Annotated in this window: 15 protein-coding genes; 10 read left to right on the forward strand and 5 right to left on the reverse strand. The window is 38.2% G+C overall.

What is annotated here, in order from left to right:
* The first annotated feature begins 13 nt into the window (after positions 1 to 13).
* The 7 genes from I573_RS04385 to gor all read left to right on the forward strand — a co-directional run bounded on the left by I573_RS04385 (position 14) and on the right by gor (position 9,898).
* Positions 14 to 757, forward strand: coding sequence for a Stp1/IreP family PP2C-type Ser/Thr phosphatase (locus I573_RS04385; protein ID WP_016186147.1), 744 nt, complete (start codon positions 14 to 16; stop codon positions 755 to 757).
* The gene (gene pknB / locus I573_RS04390) at positions 750 to 2,927 is read left to right on the forward strand and encodes a Stk1 family PASTA domain-containing Ser/Thr kinase (RefSeq protein WP_016186146.1); all 2,178 of its coding nucleotides are present in this window, start codon (positions 750 to 752) and stop codon (positions 2,925 to 2,927) included. Before I573_RS04385 ends, pknB begins: the two co-directional genes overlap by 8 nt.
* Positions 2,928 to 3,116: 189 nt before the next feature.
* A complete protein-coding gene (locus I573_RS04395) occupies positions 3,117 to 3,584 on the forward strand; it encodes a CtsR family transcriptional regulator (RefSeq protein ID WP_016186145.1) in 468 nt (155 codons plus the stop codon).
* 5 nt (positions 3,585 to 3,589) lie between these two features.
* Complete coding sequence (locus I573_RS04400) at positions 3,590 to 6,076, forward strand: ATP-dependent Clp protease ATP-binding subunit (RefSeq protein WP_016186144.1); 2,487 nt, start codon at positions 3,590 to 3,592, stop codon at positions 6,074 to 6,076.
* A 174-nt stretch (positions 6,077 to 6,250) separates the two neighbouring features.
* Positions 6,251 to 7,168, forward strand: a complete 918-nt coding sequence (locus I573_RS04405) for a peptidase U32 family protein (RefSeq protein ID WP_016186143.1) — start codon at positions 6,251 to 6,253, stop codon at positions 7,166 to 7,168.
* 21 nt (positions 7,169 to 7,189) lie between these two features.
* The gene (locus I573_RS04410) at positions 7,190 to 8,431 is read left to right on the forward strand and encodes a peptidase U32 family protein (protein WP_016186142.1); all 1,242 of its coding nucleotides are present in this window, start codon (positions 7,190 to 7,192) and stop codon (positions 8,429 to 8,431) included.
* A gap of 117 nt (positions 8,432 to 8,548) precedes the next feature.
* Positions 8,549 to 9,898 (forward strand): glutathione-disulfide reductase, encoded by a 1,350-nt coding sequence (gor, locus tag I573_RS04415; RefSeq protein ID WP_016186141.1) that lies wholly within the window; start codon positions 8,549 to 8,551, stop codon positions 9,896 to 9,898.
* 31 nt (positions 9,899 to 9,929) lie between these two features.
* Here the strand turns inward: gor and I573_RS04420 are convergent, their stop codons facing one another.
* The 4 genes from I573_RS04420 to I573_RS04435 form a co-directional block, all read right to left on the reverse strand.
* Positions 9,930 to 10,910: a polyprenyl synthetase family protein gene (locus I573_RS04420; protein ID WP_016186140.1), complete on the reverse strand. Its 981-nt coding sequence runs from the start codon at positions 10,908 to 10,910 to the stop codon at positions 9,930 to 9,932.
* 20 nt (positions 10,911 to 10,930) lie between these two features.
* Positions 10,931 to 11,491, reverse strand: coding sequence for a Gx transporter family protein (locus I573_RS04425; protein WP_211213395.1), 561 nt, complete (start codon positions 11,489 to 11,491; stop codon positions 10,931 to 10,933).
* 13 nt (positions 11,492 to 11,504) lie between these two features.
* The gene (locus I573_RS04430; protein WP_016186138.1) at positions 11,505 to 11,930 is read right to left on the reverse strand and encodes a NusG domain II-containing protein; all 426 of its coding nucleotides are present in this window, start codon (positions 11,928 to 11,930) and stop codon (positions 11,505 to 11,507) included.
* An 85-nt stretch (positions 11,931 to 12,015) separates the two neighbouring features.
* Complete coding sequence (locus tag I573_RS04435; protein ID WP_016186137.1) at positions 12,016 to 13,959, reverse strand: NAD(P)/FAD-dependent oxidoreductase; 1,944 nt, start codon at positions 13,957 to 13,959, stop codon at positions 12,016 to 12,018.
* Between the two features lie 240 nt (positions 13,960 to 14,199).
* Here I573_RS04435 and pplA point away from each other — a divergent pair, with 240 nt between their 5' ends.
* The 3 genes from pplA to menA all read left to right on the forward strand — a co-directional run bounded on the left by pplA (position 14,200) and on the right by menA (position 17,341).
* Entirely contained in the window at positions 14,200 to 15,147 is a 948-nt protein-coding gene (gene pplA, locus I573_RS04440) for an extracellular electron transfer flavoprotein PplA (protein WP_016186136.1), read from the forward strand.
* Positions 15,148 to 15,267: 120 nt separating this feature from the next.
* The gene (locus I573_RS04445; RefSeq protein ID WP_016186135.1) at positions 15,268 to 16,374 is read left to right on the forward strand and encodes an FAD:protein FMN transferase; all 1,107 of its coding nucleotides are present in this window, start codon (positions 15,268 to 15,270) and stop codon (positions 16,372 to 16,374) included.
* Positions 16,375 to 16,384: 10 nt separating this feature from the next.
* Positions 16,385 to 17,341, forward strand: coding sequence for a 1,4-dihydroxy-2-naphthoate polyprenyltransferase (gene menA / locus I573_RS04450; RefSeq protein WP_016186134.1), 957 nt, complete (start codon positions 16,385 to 16,387; stop codon positions 17,339 to 17,341).
* Positions 17,342 to 17,381: 40 nt separating this feature from the next.
* Here menA and I573_RS04455 read toward each other — a convergent pair whose 3' ends face one another.
* Positions 17,382 to 18,350, reverse strand: coding sequence for a biotin--[acetyl-CoA-carboxylase] ligase (locus I573_RS04455; protein WP_016186133.1), 969 nt, complete (start codon positions 18,348 to 18,350; stop codon positions 17,382 to 17,384).
* Between the last annotated feature and the right edge of the window lie 34 nt (positions 18,351 to 18,384).

Raw genomic sequence — 18,384 nt, forward strand, 5'->3', positions numbered from 1 at the left:
AGGTGAAGGAGATATGGAAGTTTCTTTTTTAAGTGACGTCGGTCAAAAACGAAATAGCAATCAAGATTATGCCCAGACCTTCCTAAATCAAAAAGGATATCTATTGGCATTATTAGCAGACGGCATGGGAGGACATAAAGCAGGAGACGTCGCGAGTCGTCAAACAGTTGAAGATATTGGTAAAGCTTGGGAAGTATCTGATATTTCTGACTGTGAACTAGCTACTCGCTGGTTGATCAAACAAATCCAAAACGAGAATCAACGCATCCATGATCTTGGGAAATCAACTCCTGAATTGAGCGGTATGGGTACTACGATTGTTGCAGTTTGTGTTATTGGTGATCAATTTGCGCTAGCACATGTCGGAGATAGTCGGATGTATTTATTGCGTGAAGGAGAGTTGATCCAATTGACTGAAGATCATTCTTTAGTCAACGAATTAGTGAAAACTGGGGAGATCACTCCGGAAATGGCGATCAATCATCCTCGAAAAAATATCTTAACTCGCTCGATTGGTATGCCCGGACTAGTCGAAGTGGATGTCACAAGTCACTTTTTAAGCGCTCATGATTATCTACTGTTATGTTCAGATGGGTTGACCAACATGCTATCTGATGCAGAGATCAAACAAATCATCGAAGATTACCCCACAATGAAAGAGCGTGTGGCAACTTTAGTCGAAGGCGCAAACTTTAGAGGCGGTTTAGATAATATCACAGCGATCTTGATTCATTATGGAGGTGAAGCCAATGTTTGATATTGGAAAAACATTTGATGAACGCTACCAAATCATTGGCAATATCGGTAGCGGTGGGATGGCAAACGTCTTCTTAGCGAAAGATTTGATCTTAGATCGCGAAGTAGCGGTTAAAGTCTTACGTTTTGATTTTCAAAACGATCAAAATGCCATTCGTCGCTTCCAACGAGAAGCACTTGCTGCTACAGAATTGGTCCATCCAAATATTGTTTCAGTTTATGATGTTGGCGAGGAAAACAATCAACAATATTTAGTGATGGAATACGTTAGGGGAATGGATCTTAAACGTTATATTCAAACTCAATCGCCAATTTCGTATGAAAAAGTCGTCGATATTATGGATCAGATTTTATCAGCCGTTACGTTAGCGCATGAACATCGTATTATTCATCGCGATTTAAAGCCACAGAATATTTTGATCAATGAGGAAGGTGTCGTGAAGATTACTGATTTTGGGATCGCGATTGCCTTATCTGAAACCTCGATCACTCAGACGAACTCGATGCTCGGCTCTGTCCATTATCTATCTCCGGAACAGGCTAGAGGTTCGATGGCGACAAGTCAGTCTGATATTTATGCAATGGGGATCATTTTGTATGAAATGTTGACAGGTAAAGTGCCGTTTGACGGGGAATCGGCTGTGACGATTGCTTTAAAACATTTTCAAGATGAGATTCCTTCAGTACATGATTTCGATGGAGCGATTCCTCAAGCATTAGAAAATGTGGTGTTAAAAGCAACTGCTAAAAATCCTGAAGATCGATACAAAACAACACAAGAAATGCAATTGGATTTAAATACAGCGTTATCTTCCGAACGCGCAAATGAGGCAAAATGGTCTCCGATTCAAGCTCCGCTAGAAGAGACGAAAGAATTGGCTCCAGTCGAACCCGTACGCCCGGAAGTAGAACAAGTCGCACAAGTTGAACCTGAGAATAAAGTAGAGGAAAAACCTGCGAAACCTACCAAGAAAAAACGTTGGTGGTTAAGTATTCCGATTGTTGTCTTGATTTTACTATTGGTCGGTGGTGTTTATTGGGTCGTAGCAGGAGCCAATCAATCGATTGCCATCCCAAACGTAGAAAAACTAGATGAAACAGCTGCGATTCGAAAATTAACACAAGAAGGACTAACGGTTTCAGATTCAACCAAAGAAATCGCAAGTGAAACTATCGAAGCTGGAAAAGTCGTGAAGACGGATCCTGAAGTAGGCGTACAAGTCAAAAAATCAACTCCGATCACGCTGTATATTTCCACTGGGAAAAAGACCGTGAAAATGGAAGATTATGAAAACAAAACAGTAGAAGATGCTAAAAAAATGTTATTAGATTCAGGTTTTAAAAAGAAAAACATTACCACGACTGAAGAATATAGTGATACGGTAGAAAAAGGGAAAATCATTTCGCAAACCCCAGATGCTGATGAAGAAGTAGTAGCAGATGAAACGCAAGTAGAGTTTGTCGTTAGTAAAGGTGTAGAGCCAGTTATGATGCCTGATTTAACCGGTTTGACCGAAACTCAAGCCTATCAACGAATGGTCGCAAATGGTCTTTCTGCAAATAGTTTAACAATGTCTGATGAAGTATTTAGTGATCAACCAAAAGGGACAATCATTTCACAAACTCCAACATATGGAGAAGAGGTATTGCCTGGCGATACTAGTGTCACATATGTGCTAAGTAAAGGAGTTGAAACCTTTACTGTACCTGATGTTACCGGTAAATCGAAGTCTGATGCTGAAAAAACGTTGAAAGATGCTGGATTGACGAGCACAACAACGGAAGAATTTAGTGACAGTGTTGCAGAAGGTAAAGTCATTAGTATGACTCCGACAGGTGATGTGACGAAAGGAAGTCAGATTACATTGACGATTTCTAAAGGAAAAGAACCTGCCGATAAAACATTTACGATTGATGTAAAAGGACAATTTGACTCTAAAGGCGAAGCAAGTCAAACCATTACCGTTTCAGTAGCAGATGCTAATGCGACAAGTGGACGTCAAATCGATCAATATGTTCTTACAAAGGATAATCCAATCTATAGTCGTGCATTGACTATTACGGTTAAAGAAGGACAAAAGGCACGAATTACGATTACTCGAGATGGAAAAGAAGTCGTATCAAAAGAAGTTTCTCAGGCTTCAGATGGCCCGATTTCAATACCAGATTAAGCAAAAACTCGCTAGTTTCGACTAGTGAGTTTTTTTATATGTAATTATTTGTTTAATCGTACACTTTGAAGTATAGTAGTAGAAACCTAAAGAACTATTAAGGGAACACACAACAAAGGCCTTCTCCTTTTCATTGAGAAAAAAATTCGTTATAATTAAGGTCAGTATTAGTCAAGGGAGGAACGGAGGATGGCTCAAAAAAATACATCTGATTTGATTGAAGCTTATATCAAACAGATATTAGAAACAAGTGAAACAATTGAGATCCGACGTGCTGAAATGGCCAGTTTATTCAATTGTGTACCCTCTCAAATCAATTATGTAATCAACACTAGATTCACAGTCCATCGAGGGTATATTGTGGAAAGTAAACGTGGCGGTGGTGGCTATATTCGGATTGAGAAAGTCCAGCTTGCGACATACCATCAATTTTTAGAACATGTAGCCGATTTGATTGGTGAAGAGTTAACAGAAAAAGATGCCCAAGCTATTTTACAAAAATTATATGAAGAAGGGATCTTAACCAAACGCGAAGGTAATTTATTATTGTCTTCCTTTTCAAAGCAAGCGTTAGGATCACTTGAAACAGAAAATCAACTACGGGCGTCCATGCTAATGGCTGTGTTGGAACGCTTAAGTTATGAAGATAGGAAGTGAATGTGATGGATGAATTATTCACCCCAAAAGCACGCATCGTGCTAGAAATCGCACAAGAAGAAGCAAAATATTTTAAACATCAATCGGTAGGTTCAGAGCATTTACTTTTAGCTTTGATTATTGAACAAGATGGAATCGCTGGAAAAGTGCTACGTGAGATGAATGTTACTGAGCAAGATATCCGTGAAGAAATCGAACACTTAACTGGTTATGGATTAATGAAATTATATCCTGAAAATGGATTTTTACCTTATTCACCAAGAGCAAGACAAATTTTTGCTTATGCAGGTGACGAAGCCAAACGCTTAGGATCTACTCAAATCGGAACTGAACATTTATTGCTAGGCTTATTACGAGATGAAGAGATTTTAGCTTCACGTATCGTATTGAATCTTGGATTTAGTTTGGCTAAGATGCGCCAATTATTGAAGAAAAAAATGGGTGTTTCAGAAACGAGTAAGACTACGAATAATCGTCGACGTCAACGAAATACACAAGCAACTGAAGGAACACCAACACTGGATACATTGGCCCGTGACCTAACTAAATTGGCGCGTGAACAAAAACTTGATCCTGTTGTTGGTCGTCAAATGGAAGTGAAGCGATTGATTCAAATCTTGAGTCGTCGTACGAAAAATAACCCTGTCTTAGTCGGCGAACCAGGTGTTGGTAAAACGGCGATTGCTGAAGGCTTGGCTCAGAAAATTATCAATGGTGAAGTCCCACAAGATATGCAACACAAACGTTTGATGATGCTAGATATGGGCGCGCTCGTAGCGGGTACAAAATATCGTGGTGAATTTGAAGATCGAATGAAAAAAATTATTGATGAAATCTATCAAGATGGCCAAGTTATCTTATTTATTGATGAACTTCATACTTTGATCGGAGCTGGTGGAGCAGAAGGCGCCATTGATGCATCGAATATTTTAAAACCAGCTTTAGCACGAGGTGAACTTCAAACAATCGGTGCCACAACATTAGATGAATATCAAAAATATATTGAAAAAGATGCTGCATTAGAACGACGTTTTGCGCGTGTCCAAGTGGATGAACCAACGGCTGATGAAGCAGTTGAAATCTTAAAAGGATTACGACCACGTTATGAAGACCATCACGGCGTCATGATTACAGACGAAGCTTTAAAAGCGGCAGTTGAATTGTCTGTACGTTATTTGAATTCGCGTCAACTACCGGATAAAGCAATCGATTTGATGGATGAGAGTGCTGCAAAAGTTCGTTTAGATGAAGCTAAAGAAGCCTCAAAAACAGCTATTTTACAAACAAAATTAGTTGAATTAATGGAACAAAAAGAGCAAGCCGTGCGCGATCAAGATTTTGATTTTGCAGCTTCTATCCGCAAGGAAGAAAAACGCTTAAGTCAAGAACTTGCAGAATGGACATTAAAAGAAGCTCAAGATGCAACACAACACGCTGAAAAAGTAACAGAAGAAGATGTTGCCGACGTTGTATCACAGTGGACAGGGATTCCGTTGAAACAATTAGAGAAAAAAGAAAGCGAACGCTTACTTGAATTAGAAAAAGTGCTTCATGAACGTGTTATAGGTCAAGATGAAGCCGTGGCTGCGGTTTCTCGTTCGATTCGCCGTGCTCGAAGTGGCTTAAAAGATCCAAATCGCCCGATTGGCTCTTTCATGTTTTTAGGGCCAACAGGTGTCGGGAAAACTGAACTCGCTAAGGCCCTTGCAGCCGCAGTTTTTGGAAGCGAAGAAGCGATGATTCGTGTCGACATGTCTGAGTATATGGAAAAATATAGTACGTCACGTTTAATTGGTTCCCCTCCAGGTTATGTAGGCTATGATGAGGGTGGTCAATTAACAGAAAAGGTCCGCACAAAACCGTATTCTGTCATTTTATTAGACGAAATTGAAAAAGCGCATCCGGATGTCTTTAATATCTTATTACAAGTGTTAGATGATGGGCATTTAACGGACTCTAAAGGTCGAAAAGTTGATTTCCGAAATACGATTTTGATTATGACCTCAAATATTGGAGCAACTCAATTACGCGAAGAAAAAAATGTGGGCTTTAATGTAGTAGATGCTACAAAAAATCATGAAGCGATGCAAAAACGAATCATGCAAGAATTAAAAGTAGCTTATCGACCTGAATTTTTAAATCGAATCGATGAAACGGTCGTATTCCGTTCGCTAACGAAAGAAGAAATTCAAGATATCGTTAAAATTATGGCACGACCTGTCATTACACGCCTTGCGCAACAAGGTGTAACCTTAAAAATTACACCAGCTGCTTATGAAGTGATTGGTAAAGCTGGATTTGATCCTGAATACGGAGCAAGACCAATCCGTCGTGCACTACAAAAAGAGGTTGAAGATCGTTTAAGTGAAGCTTTATTGTCTGGTCAAATTAAGCTAACCGATCATGTGACGATAGGTGCAAAACAAGGGAAAATTACACTAAGTGTTCGTAATGCTAAAGCAAAAGAAAAGAAAACATTACAAGAAGTATAAACGAAAACGTGAGTATGTTTGTGCATACTCACGTTTTTATTATATAAAAATCACAAATTTTGTTTGATCTTAAATTCTTTTGAATAAAGGTTTTTCCTTAATTTTTGGAAAATCAATCTTTTTTTTTAGTATACTTTGTGATATTATGAATTTGTTAAAAAGGAGGATTTATTCATGATCAGACTTATTGCTACAGTCGAGTCCTTGGAGCAAGCAGAAGCACTCTTGCCCGTTGTCGACTGTATTTATTTTGGCGAAGAAGCTTTTGGATTACGTTTGCCACACTCATTTACTAGAAAAGAACAAAAAGAATTAATCGCGATGGCGCACCAGCATAAAAAAGAAGTCCTTATCGCAGTAAATGGAATTATCCATCCAGAAAAAATGAAACAGATTCCGGAGTATTTAACATTTTTAAAACAACATCAAGCAGATGCTATTGCACTTGGAGATCCAGGAATCATTCATCTCATGAATAAACACCCTGAATATGCTTTGCCGTTTGTTTATGATGGCGAAACGATGGTGACGAGTGCTCGTCAAATCAATTTTTGGGCTAGAAAAGGTGCAAGTGGTGCTGTATTAGCTCGTGAAGTGCCATTTAAAGAAATGAAAAATATGGAAGAATTGGCGATTCCAGTGGAAGTTCTCATTTATGGTGCTACTTGCATTCACCAGTCCAAGCGACCATTGTTACAAAATTATTATCGATTCACGCAACAAGATGAAGGAATCAGTAAAGACCAAGGCTTATTTTTATCTGAGCCTAAAAAACCTGAAACACATTATTCTATTTTTGAAGATCAACATGGTACACATATTTTTGCTAACCATGATTTAGCGCTGACTCAAGAACTTTTGGATTTAGCGAATGCAGGTTTTTGTACTTGGAAATTAGACGGGATTTATACACCTGAAAAAGAATTTATTGAGATTGTAAAACGATATGATCAAGCTCGTCAACAGATTTTGAACCATGAGTTTTCAAGTGAAGAAGCCAAACGATTAGGTGAAGAGATTCGACTATTTCACCCGGTAGAGCGAACAATCGATACAGGATTTTTTCATTTGGAACCAGATGCAATTAAATAACTAGTAAAGGGGAACTTGACCATGCAAGTCAAAACACCACTTAAACGACCAGAAATTTTGGCACCAGCAGGAACTTTAGAAAAATTAAAAACGGCTATTCATTATGGAGCAGATGCAGTCTATATTGGTGGGAATGCTTATGGATTAAGAAGCCGAGCAGGAAATTTTACGTATGAACAAATGCAAGAAGGCGTTGCATTTGCAAAAGCACACAATGCAAAAGTGTACGTTGCTGCAAATATGGTAACACACGAAGGAAATCAAGAAGGTGCGGGAGAATTTTTTAGACAATTGCGTGATATTGGAATTTCAGCCGTGATTGTATCTGATCCGGCATTGATTGAAATCTGTGCAACAGAAGCACCAGGATTGCCGATTCATCTATCTACACAGGCTTCTGCGACAAATGCAGAAACACTTGAATTTTGGAAAGAAGAAGGATTGGAGCGAATCGTATTAGCTCGCGAAGTTTCGATGGCAGAAGTAGAGCAGATTCGTCAACAAACCGATGTTGAGATCGAAGCATTTATTCATGGAGCAATGTGTATTTCGTATTCGGGTAGATGTACGTTGTCTAATCACATGTCAATGCGTGATGCGAATCGTGGTGGATGCTCCCAATCTTGTCGTTGGAAGTACGAGTTATATGACCTACCTTTTGGACAAGAGCGTCGCAGCTTAACTAAAAATGGGGCAGTAGCAGAAGAGTTTTCAATGAGTGCAGTAGACATGTCAATGATCGAGCATATTCCAGATTTGATCCAAAATGGAGTAGATAGCTTTAAGATCGAAGGAAGAATGAAGTCAATCCATTATGTATCGACGGTAGCTAATGTCTATAAAGCTGCCGTGGATAGTTATATGGCCGATCCTGAGCATTATGTTTGTAAGCAAGAATGGATTGATGAATTATGGAAAGTAGCTCAGCGTGAATTGGCTACTGGATTTTACTATCAAACGCCTTCAGAAAATGAACAATTATTTGGCGAGCGTCGTAAAATTCCACAATATAAGTTTATCGGGGAAGTAATTGCCTATGATGAAACAACAAAAATTGCCACGATTCGTCAACGTAATGTATTTGAAGTTGGCGATGAGATTGAGTTTTATGGGCCTGGTTTTCATCATTTTGAGCAAACTGTTACAAGTATGCGAAATGAAGAAGGTGAACAAATCGATCGTGCACCAAATCCAATGATGATTGTAACAATGGAAGTTCAAGAAGCGGTAGCTATTGGAGATATGATTCGTAAGAAAAAATAAGCACAACCTGTTTAGTAGATGGAAATACTAAACAGGTTTTTTTACAAGAGAGGTTTCTTGACGGAAAAATTGGAACGTGATAGCGTTAAGCATAAACAAGACAAAGGAAGTGGCCAAATGAGTCAAGTGTATGATTATATCGTCATTGGAGGCGGAAGCGGAGGAATCGCTTCGGCAAATCGTGCAGCGATGCATGGAGCAAAAGTATTATTAATAGAACCAAATGAGCTAGGTGGAACGTGTGTCAATGTGGGCTGCGTACCTAAAAAAGTAATGTGGCAAGCAAGTGATATCCTTGAAACGATCAAGCGTGACGCAATCGACTACGGAATCGACGCAACGGTTGCAAATTTTGATTTTAAACAACTTGTTAAAAACCGTGAAGCCTATATTGAACGTATACATGGTTCATATCAACGTGGTTTAGATCAAAATAAAGTCACTTTATTAAAAGGTTATGCACAGTTTGTGGATAACTCACATATTTCTGTGGATAATCAAATTTACGAAGGAAAACACATTTTAATTGCAACTGGAGGTCATGCGAGTACACTTGATGTACCTGGTGGCGAATTTGCCATTGATTCAAATGGTTTTTTTGCTCTAGAAGAACTGCCTGAATCAGTATTGGTCATTGGTGGAGGCTATATTGCGGCTGAACTTGCGGGTGTGTTACATGGATTGGGTAGTAAAGTAACTTGGGCGTATCGTAAAGAACGTCCGTTAAGAACCTTCGACGATATGCTCTCTACGCAATTGATTGATATCTATCAAGGAATGGGAATCGATACAAAGGCATACCACGTACCAACAAAAATCGAAAAAACAGATATTGGCTATACGACAAGTTTTGAAAATGGTGCCCATATTTCGGCACACACTGTTTTATTTGCTGGTGGCCGTAATCCTAATACAAAACATCTTGGATTGGAACATACGAGTGTAGCATTGGATCAAAAAGGCTACATTAAAGTTGATAAGTTTCAAGCGACTACAGCACCAACTATTTATTCAGTCGGTGATGTAACGGGTGCAGTAGAGCTAACTCCTGTAGCAATCGCAGCTGGTCGTCGATTATCTGAGCGCTTATTCAATGGTCAAACATTGATGCATTTAGAATATGAATTTATTCCAACGGTTGTCTTTACGCACCCAACGATTGCTACGATTGGATTCTCAGAAAAAGAAGCTATCGCGCAATATGGACAAGAAGCAATTAAAATTTATCATTCAAAATTTACGCCAATGTATTTTGCGCTAGGAGAATATCGTCAACCTTGCGAAATGAAATTGGTTTGTCTTGGAAAAGAAGAAAAAATTATTGGCTTGCATGCGATCGGACGTGGAGTAGATGAAATGTTACAAGGATTTGCTGTAGCGATCAAAATGGGAGCAACCAAAGCTGATTTTGATAATACAGTGGCTATTCATCCAACGGGAGCAGAAGAATTCGTTACGATGCGTTAAAAAAAGATGAGACAAATTGTCTCATCTTTTTTTAATTAATTCGATCTAAAATCGTTTTTGTTAATTGGACCAACTCTTTTTTTTGTGGACTATCAGGTAAACTACTGATAAGTTTTAAGGCTTTTTGAGTATAGTCGATAGCATATTGATAGGCTTTTTCGACTCCTTTTGTTTCGTGGACGATTTCCCAGATACGTTGCTGATCTTCTATCGTCATGGAAGTTTGTTTTTTTATAAGAGCAAGCAATTCCGGCGATTGTTCCGATAATGAAATAATAAGAGGTAAGGAATAGACGCCTTGTTTCACATCATTTAAAACAGGCTTTCCTAAACTCTGATCAGTTTGAGAATAATCCAATACATCGTCAATGATTTGAAATGCCATCCCAATCGCCATCCCGATATCGCTCGCTTTTTTGGCAAACCGTTCACTTGTTCCGCTTTCAAGTGCTCCGATTCCACAACTTAAAGCAAATAGTTCGGCAGTTTTTCCTGAAATGGTATCTAAATAGTCTTCAATGGTAATCGTATACTGATAACGATGATCCATTTGTCCTAGTTCACCATTGAGGATTTTTTCCATACTTTTTGAATGAAGTTGCAAACTTTTTAATGAAGAAGCGTAATCAGACATGAGTTTAAAGCAAGAAACGAATAGATAATCTCCGGCATAAACTGCAGTCGAATTTCCAAACTTCGATCGAATACTTGCGACGCCACGTCTAGTATCTGCTTCATCTACGATATCGTCATGAATCAAGGTAGCGGTATGCAACAGTTCGATCGAGGCCGCGATGGCAATGGCTTTTTTGCGGTCATTCTCAACTCCAAATCGTGAAAACAATAATTGATAAGCTGGACGTAAAAGCTTACCTCCAGACTCAATCATTGTTAAAATAGCTTGCTCAACTTCTTTATTTTTTAAACGAACAGAAGATTCCATTAGTGTTCGTGTTTCGATTAATTCTTTTTGAAGTGTGGGATAGTCTGCCCACAAGGGGTGAAGTTTCATGGTCTTCTCCTTTGTTACGTTTAATCAGTAAACCAATGGGTATTGGTTTGCCGTTCGTAGTCTTGTCGAAATTTTTTCAATGTATCTACACGTTGTAGTAAGAAATTTGCAGCGATCCCAATCGCGATCCCTGATAAAATGCCTAAAAATGAAAGAATAGGGAGATACAACATGACTGTCCAAGATTTAGCGATCAATGAAGCGGTAACGAGTTGCCCTACATTATGCATAAATCCACCCGTTGCACTAATGCCGACAATACTGACACGTTTTGGACCTAACTGTTTTACAAGTAGCATTCCAAAATAACTTAATAAAGCACCACTCATACTATAAAGAAAAGTTGAAAGTGTCCCTCCTAGTAAGGTTGTTAAAAATAAACGTAACCACAATAAGAGAAAACTATCTCGTTTAGGCATTGTAAAAATGGCAATAATTGTAATCAAATTGGCTAGACCCAATTTAGCTCCTGGAGCAAATCCAAAGGGATAAGGGATCATATTTTCTAAAATCCCCAATACGACACCTTGTGCTACGAGGAGTGAGATGAACATTAATTTCCTTAAACGAGAAGGGAACATAGGCTGGGCGAAATCAATAAATCAACTCGCCATCGTCACCTCCTGCAGAAGATTGGATATCAATCACCAGTTTATGTGGCAAACAAACGATCGATTCACCTTTTTTTGAGATCCATCCACGTCTGACACAAATTAAATCACCACAATTGGTATCTTTAACACGAATTTTACCATCGGATACTTCAATCAAATTATAATCACCGTCTTCATCGACGTACTTATACGTATAGGTTTTCTTTGTATCCGAAAGATCGAATGTTTTTAGTTCTTTGCCATTGACGCGCAACACAGCAAGCGTTTCGTTTTCATTTGCTGCAACTTGTCCTTGTTGGTATCCAAAAATCACTAATGGTAAAAAAGAAAGTAAAATCAATAACAAAATGATGACAAGATCAAAAGGCTTCATCCGACTTTGTTTAATCAAGGCTCGCAGTTTCATGATAAACTCCTTTCTTCATATTTTCTTTATCATATCATATCTTTAGAAAAAGGCTGGAGAAGATTTTCCTCCCCAGCCTTTACGTTTATTTTTGTCCGTACATGGATTTTGGTTTTCCGTACCACCATCTACCCAATGTATTTTGTAACCATGGAATTACCCAACGGTCTAAACCGACTGCACGTCCTGAACCATTCATTAGCGCAAAAGCTACTGGCAAGAACCAGATGTTTGTCCAATAAAACATTCCTGACATACAGAATGTCAAAACGAGTACAATTGTTGTAGCGCTAAATAACCAAGTAAATAATCCAGCCATTAGAGCTAACGCAATACCGATTTCAACAAAGACCATCATTTTTTGGAAGAACATCGCAACTTCCATATTTGGCATGATGAATTTCATAATGCTCATGAACCAATCCGGTGACTTTTCAATTACAGCCATTGGTTGTTCACCGTAAGCATAGCTCAATCCAAAGTGCGCGACTTGTGTTGCAGTTTCAGCTGTTGCCGTTGCGCCCGCACCACTTGCTCCACTGGTTGCTTCAGTTGCTTGAGAAGCACCACTTGCTACATCCGCTACAGATTGGTAATCCCATGTCCAAGGGAAAACACTATTACCAGTAAACCATGATCCTTCACCAAACCAAGTACCTGGTTTTAGCCACTGACCATCGCCAACGATTTTTTTGAACGCTTCAATGAACCAAACCAATCCATAAAACACACGGAGAGGGACAGACCATAATACATTTCCATAACGTGAAGAATGTCCACGTGTTACATTGCGGTCATCTTTAATATGGAAGAATTCATGCATTAAATATTGGAACATATAATAACCAGAGCGGATATCAAAGAAATATTTCAAGTTCACCACATGTTTCATGATGATTGCTAAGAAACCACTTAAGTGGATTTTATCAAATAAGTTCGCAACGCCCCATTTAGAGCCGACCGAAACCATAAACCCTTGATAATTTCCTTTAAATTTATGTTTTTCACTTCCTTTAACGGAAGCAACAATATTCGCCGCAGCAGTATGTCCAGTTTGTTCAGCTGCTTGTACGATTTGTGGAGTAGGTGTATTTGGAAATTCTTCATAATACACTAAGTCACCAATGACATAGATGTTTTTATCTTCGTAACCTTTTGCTTCCATATATTCATTGGCGATCAAGCGATTGCCTCGAGCAGCTTCTAAACCAAAGTCAGCAGCATCTGAAGTTGCTTTAACACCAGCAGTCCAAATTAAAGTATGCGTTGGAATTACTGAACCATCTTTTAGTTGGATATGATCTTTAGCCACTTCAACGATTGGTGCATTTAGTACAAGATCAACATTTTTCTTTTTCAAATAACGTTCTGCTTTGGCTGCATCGTTACGATCTAACATGTTCAAAATGGTTGGCATAGCTTCAACCACTTTTAGACTAAATTCACTTGAATCTAGTTTATAGTCTTTTGCTAAGCGATCTTTCCAATCGATTAATTCTCCAATCATTTCGATTCCTGTAAATCCAGAACCACAAACAACGAATGTTAACATCGCTTTACGAACAGCAGCATCTGGTTCGATTGCCGCTTTCGCAACTGTTTTTTCGATATGCTCACGAATTTTGACAGCATTTTCGAACGACCATAATGTAAAGCCATTTTCTTTAACTCCAGGTGTGCCAAAATCATTTGGTTCGCCACCCATACCTAAAACGACATAATCAAAAGGATAATTCCCTAACTTTGTTTTTACGACTTTTTTTTCTTTGTCGATTGCCGTTACTGTGTCAGTAACTAGTTGCACATTTTTTTTACGCGCAAATAAACGCTGTAAATCATATTGGATTGCATCGGGCTCTACGCGTCCACCGGCAACTTCATGAAGTTCAGTCATCATTGTATGATAAGAATGACGATCGATTAATGTGATGGCTACATTTGGATCTTTTTTGAATTTTTTAGCCATGAATTTAGTGGCAGCTACTCCGGCGTATCCTGCACCGACGACAACGATGTTCGTCTTAGTCATAATTTTCTCTCTCCTTAAGTATTCAATTAGTAAAATATGCAGTATAATTGCTATTTTTCTATAGTATAAATTGTTTTTTTGTATTTGTCTAACAACTTTTATAATTTTTTCACAAATATGAGAAAAAGTTTATTTGTGAATATTGGTTTGTGGAAACGATTGACAGGACGATGTAACCGTATTATAATGTTAAAGTAATCACAAACTATAAAAAATAACCAAATAAAGGGTGGGGAAAGAATGAAAACAAAGAAAATTGTTACAGGTCTCACGATGTTAGCACTATCTACCATCGCATTAGGTGCTTGTACCGCAGACAAAAATGACGACACAAAAGCAAGCAGTACAGCAAGTTCGTCCATGACTTCATCGTCAACGTCTACAAGTTCTTCAACTGCATCTTCTACTACTGAAGAAGCAAAAGGAATGGATCTTAAAGATGGAACGTATACATTGAAAGAAAAAAATGATAGCAATGGGTATCATGCAGAATTTAAAATCGTTGTAAAAGATGGAAAAATTACTGAATCTGATATGGATTATCTAGATAAAGACGGAAAGTCTAAGAAAGATGATACAGAATACAATGAAAAAATGACTGCTAAATCAGGAATTGGACCAAAAGAATATTTAGAACAATTTAATTCAGCATTGGTTTCTAAACAAGATCCAAGTTCAATTGATGTAGTTACTGGAGCAACACATAGCTTCCATGATTTCCAAAACTATGCACAACAATTGATTCAAGCTGCGCGTATTGGCGATACGGATACAATCGAAATCGACAACGGAGCACCTCTTAAAGATGGTACGTATACCTTGAAAGAAAAAAATGACAGCAATGGATACCATGCTGACTTCTCAATCGTTGTAAAAGATGGAAAAATTACTGAATCAAACTTTGACTATGTGGACAAAGACGGTAAGTCTAAGAAAGATGACACAGAGTACAATGAAAAAATGAAAGCTAAATCAGGCATTGGACCAAAAGAATATATCGAAAAATTCAATGAAGAATTAGTTGCTGAAATGGGCAAAGAAGATGGAAATCCAGGTAACATCGATGTTGTTACTGGAGCAACTCACAGCTTCCATTCATTCGTATTGTATGCTGAACAATTGATCAATGCTGCTCAAAAAGGCGACACAAAAACAATTGAAGTAGACAACTACGTAGAAAGCAAATAAGTATTCTTTTAAATAGCAAATGAAAAAAACTTGATGTGGGCAACTGCGTCAAGTTTTTCTTCTGTTTTGGGATAGCTTTAGTATAATAGAACACAAGACAATAGAAAGGAAACGATAACGATGAGAAAATCTTGGCTTATTTTAGGATTAGCACTAATAACATTGGGATTAAGCGCGTGTAATGCTACAGATCAAACATCATCAACGACACAAACGACTACATCAGAAAGTCGCAACTTACGATCAGAACCCTATATGCAAGAAAAATTTCTGCTAGGAACGTACGTGAAAATTAGAATCTATGATGAGGGCAAAGAAGATGTCTTGAAACCGGCATTTGCGCGAGTTGAAAAACTTGGCGATCAGATCACGATCAATCAAAGCGGATCAGAGATCGATGCCATCAACGAAAAAGCTGGCATCGAGCCGGTAAAAGTATCCGATGATATTTATGATCTAGTGAAGCAAGCGTATGAGTACAGCGTGAAATCGGATGGTGGATTTAATTTAGTCATTGGTGCAATCACACAATTATGGCGAATTGGATTTGACGATGCACGAAAACCAGCACAATCTGAAATCGATCAAGCGTTAAAATTAGTTGATTACCATAAAGTGAAATTAAATGATCAAGACAAGACTGTGTATCTCGAAGAAAAAGGCATGATCATGGATCTTGGCGCGATCGCTAAAGGTTACATTACAGATGAAGTCGTGAAAGTATTAAAGGATAATGGCGTAACGACAGCCATCGTGGATTTAGGTGGGAACGTATTTGTGTTAGGAAATAGTCCTAGAGGAGAAGACCAACCTTGGACGATTGGGATCCAAGATCCAAATACTGCGCGTGGAAATGTTTTAGGAACCGTAAAAGAATCAAATAAAACGGTTGTGACTTCAGGTATTTATGAACGTTATTTAGACGTGGACGGTCAACGTTACCACCATATTTTTGATACAAAAACTGGTTATCCTTACGATAATGATGTTGCGAGTGTATCGGTCATCACAGACAAATCGATCGATGGCGATGGTCTAACGACTGTAGCGTTTGATAAAGGCGTTAAAGAAGGCTTAAAATATATCGAAGAACAAACTCCAAAAGGCACAGATGCAATTTTTGTAACGAAAGAAGGTGTCGTGTATATCACAGACGGCATCAAAGATAACTTTGAATTAGGTGGTGACTCAGGATTTACTATGGGCAACCGCGCTGATCTAAAATAGGAGGATTAAGATGCAACGTTTAACCTTAAAAACCTTTTTAGAAGTCGTCGAGATCCAAACGAAAATCGCTAGTTTTTTCCCGTTTATTATTGGAGTTTTATTCACGAGTACTTATTTTCATCAATTTCATTTTGGCTATACACTATTCTTTTTTATTGGGATGTTGCTTTTTGATATGACAACGACGGCAATCAATAATTATATGGACTATACTAAAGCAACATCAGCTACATACAAGTATGAACAAAACGTGATTGGTCGTGAAAAACTTGATCCTGTAGCAATTCGCCATTTGATTTTTCTGATGATGGGATTATCGGCTATCGTAGGATTTAGCTTAAGTATTTTGACTGGATGGTTTGTATTCGTATTTGGTGGCTTGATGTGCTTGATTGGCATCTTCTATACATTTGGACCGCTTCCTTTATCCAGAATGCCATTAGGAGAATTATTTAGTGGTGTGACGATGGGACTAGGTATTTTTGCATTGGTGGTTTACTTAAATACCGTAAATGATCCTGTTTTCTATTTAGCGTTTCAATTTTCTACGGGAGTATTTTCACTGAATGGAAATATTTGGCAAATTTTAGCGATGGTATGGGCAGCGTTACCTTTAATGTTTACGATCGCAGATATTATGTTAGCAAACAATCTACGCGATTTTGAAACGGACATCGAAAATGAACGTTATACATTGGTCTATCATATTGGCAAAAAATCAGCACTAAGATTGTTTCAATTATTAATGTATAGTTGTTATTTAGTCATTTTGATAGGCTGGCCATTTGGTGTGTTTTCTTGGGAACAGCTTTTAGTCTTTCTAACCTTGCCACTGGTTCATAAACAATTGATGCAGCATAAAAAATATGTAGAGCAACCTGAAAGTTTTGGCTATGCAATTAAAAATATGATTTTGTTTAATACAGTTTACGCACTTAGTTTTATAGTGACTTTGATTTTTTCTTAACAAAAAAGCTGTGGCAGATTTCTGTCACAGCTTTTTTTGGTTAAAAATAGTTGTCGATATGCGTTAAGCTAATTTCGCCAGATGACAACGAAAAAGTTTGCTGCGGTGTATCGACGATCAGTTCGCCTTGATTGGTAATATCGCGTGCGATTCCGGTGTAAGTCACTTGTTGTTTAACAAAGGAGACTTCTCGGTTTAAGACGAGTGATTTTTGACGATAAATTTTCATATAACTTTGATCAGGCAAACCGGCAATCAAGTCGAAAAAATTCTGCCAGACTAACTGAATCAACTGGTTTCTCGTAACTGAAGTCGCTTGTCCTTTGAACAGGGAAGTGGCTTTTTTTTGTAGAGGTTCAGGAAACAATGCAGGGTCAATCGAAAAATTAATGCCAATCCCGATCGTGACACTACTGATTTGACCAGTTTCAATATCACTCGTCGCTTCAGATAAAATGCCGCAGATTTTTTTCCCATTTAGATAGATATCGTTGACCCACTTGATTTCAGTTGAAAGTCCGGTCAATTCATCGATGGCTAAAGAGAGTGCCACAGCAGCGAGTAGCGTATACTGCGGTAACTCTTCAAACGTTTGATTAGGTTCAAGAATCAAACTCATATAAATTTGGCCTTCTGGTGAAAAAAATGGACGATTAAAGCGACCATGACCCCCATCTTGAGCCTCTGAAACAAACAGTGCAGGCGTTTTGACATGAGCGAGTAATCCGTTTTTCGCATCGTTCATTGTGGAGTCAGTCCGTTTTTTTAAGTAGATTTGTTCTTTAGGTAAACTTAAACAAGTCATATCAGTAGTTGCTAAGACATCTGATTGTTTATAGAGATACCCCGTTTTTAAATGTTCAAATCGATACCCTTCTTTTTCAAGCTCACGAATCGCTTTCCAAATCGAAGTCCGTGAGATATCGAGTAATTGAGCGAGTTTTTCCCCTGAAAAAACAGTATCTGGTGCTTGTTTCATCACGTCTAAGATTTTTGCTTTTGTACTCACTTGATCCATCCTTTTTTAATTCGTTGTTTCATAG

This window comes from Enterococcus sulfureus ATCC 49903 (assembly GCF_000407605.1).
Taxonomy (GTDB): Bacteria; Bacillota; Bacilli; order Lactobacillales; family Enterococcaceae; genus Enterococcus_G; species Enterococcus_G sulfureus.

What these genes read in the sequence shown, in the direction of transcription:
- I573_RS04385 (WP_016186147.1), top strand. Translation starts at nt 14, where the DNA reads ATGGAAGTTTCTTTTTTAAGTGACGTCGGTCAAAAACGAAATAGCAAT.
- pknB (WP_016186146.1), top strand. Translation starts at nt 750, where the DNA reads ATGTTTGATATTGGAAAAACATTTGATGAACGCTACCAAATCATTGGC.
- I573_RS04395 (WP_016186145.1), top strand. Translation starts at nt 3,117, where the DNA reads ATGGCTCAAAAAAATACATCTGATTTGATTGAAGCTTATATCAAACAG.
- I573_RS04400 (WP_016186144.1), top strand. Translation starts at nt 3,590, where the DNA reads ATGGATGAATTATTCACCCCAAAAGCACGCATCGTGCTAGAAATCGCA.
- I573_RS04405 (WP_016186143.1), top strand. Translation starts at nt 6,251, where the DNA reads ATGATCAGACTTATTGCTACAGTCGAGTCCTTGGAGCAAGCAGAAGCA.
- I573_RS04410 (WP_016186142.1), top strand. Translation starts at nt 7,190, where the DNA reads ATGCAAGTCAAAACACCACTTAAACGACCAGAAATTTTGGCACCAGCA.
- gor (WP_016186141.1), top strand. Translation starts at nt 8,549, where the DNA reads ATGAGTCAAGTGTATGATTATATCGTCATTGGAGGCGGAAGCGGAGGA.
- I573_RS04420 (WP_016186140.1), bottom strand. Translation starts at nt 10,910, where the DNA reads ATGAAACTTCACCCCTTGTGGGCAGACTATCCCACACTTCAAAAAGAA.
- I573_RS04425 (WP_211213395.1), bottom strand. Translation starts at nt 11,491, where the DNA reads ATGTTCCCTTCTCGTTTAAGGAAATTAATGTTCATCTCACTCCTCGTA.
- I573_RS04430 (WP_016186138.1), bottom strand. Translation starts at nt 11,930, where the DNA reads ATGAAACTGCGAGCCTTGATTAAACAAAGTCGGATGAAGCCTTTTGAT.
- I573_RS04435 (WP_016186137.1), bottom strand. Translation starts at nt 13,959, where the DNA reads ATGACTAAGACGAACATCGTTGTCGTCGGTGCAGGATACGCCGGAGTA.
- pplA (WP_016186136.1), top strand. Translation starts at nt 14,200, where the DNA reads ATGAAAACAAAGAAAATTGTTACAGGTCTCACGATGTTAGCACTATCT.
- I573_RS04445 (WP_016186135.1), top strand. Translation starts at nt 15,268, where the DNA reads ATGAGAAAATCTTGGCTTATTTTAGGATTAGCACTAATAACATTGGGA.
- menA (WP_016186134.1), top strand. Translation starts at nt 16,385, where the DNA reads ATGCAACGTTTAACCTTAAAAACCTTTTTAGAAGTCGTCGAGATCCAA.